We start from the raw sequence: 685 nt of genomic DNA on the forward strand, positions 1-685 counted from the left end.
TCTTAGAAGAAAGATGTCAATCTTGCCAAATTTTGCCATTGGAGCTATATGTATTCATATGAGCACAATGAACATTTCTCTCCCCGACCACCTTAAGAGCTTCGTTGATGAGCAGGTCGCGGGACGTGGTTATGGGACGAGCAGCGAATATATCCGCGAATTGATTCGACGAGATCAGGACCGTCTTATATTGCGCGGACTGTTGATTGACGGAGCATCGTCCGTACAATCCGATCCCGTTGATGGGCGCTATTTTGCCGAATTGCGTGATCGTGTGCGTGGTCGGCACAGCAAGTGACAAACAAGTCCATCGTCCCTAGGGAGCTGGCTCGCCGTGACGTCGAGGCGGCCGTAGACTACTATATACTCGAGGCTGGAACCGAGGTTGCCCTTGGCTTCATTGACGCTTTAGAGGCAGCTTATGACCTGATCGCGAGGCATCCGGAAACGGGATCGCCACGATATGGATACGAGTTAGGATTGCCTGACCTGCGCAGCATTTCGCTGAAACGATACCCATATATCGTCTTTTATCGTGATCAAAAAGATCATGTGGATGTGTGGCGTGTGCTTCATGGGAAACGGGACCTCCCACCGTCGATGCACGAGCCTGAGAGTCATTTATTATAGGGCAGATTTGCAGCTGCAGATTTTCCAGACTTATGGTTCCAATCCCATCAAGAGC

General features: G+C 50.4%; 2 protein-coding genes. Both read left to right on the forward strand.

The annotated features are described in order from the left end of the window. Positions 1–22: 22 nt before the first annotated feature. Entirely contained in the window at positions 23–298 is a 276-nt protein-coding gene (locus tag AC1DM5_RS36525; protein WP_477976952.1) for a ribbon-helix-helix domain-containing protein, read from the forward strand. Beyond that, positions 295–630 carry a type II toxin-antitoxin system RelE/ParE family toxin gene (locus AC1DM5_RS36530; RefSeq protein WP_477976950.1) on the forward strand — a complete coding sequence of 112 codons (336 nt, stop codon included), beginning with the start codon at positions 295–297 and terminating at the stop codon, positions 628–630. Before AC1DM5_RS36525 ends, AC1DM5_RS36530 begins: the two co-directional genes overlap by 4 nt. Positions 631–685 lie beyond the last annotated feature (55 nt).

The sequence above is a fragment of the Rhizobium sp. 01T437 genome (genome assembly GCF_056398505.1).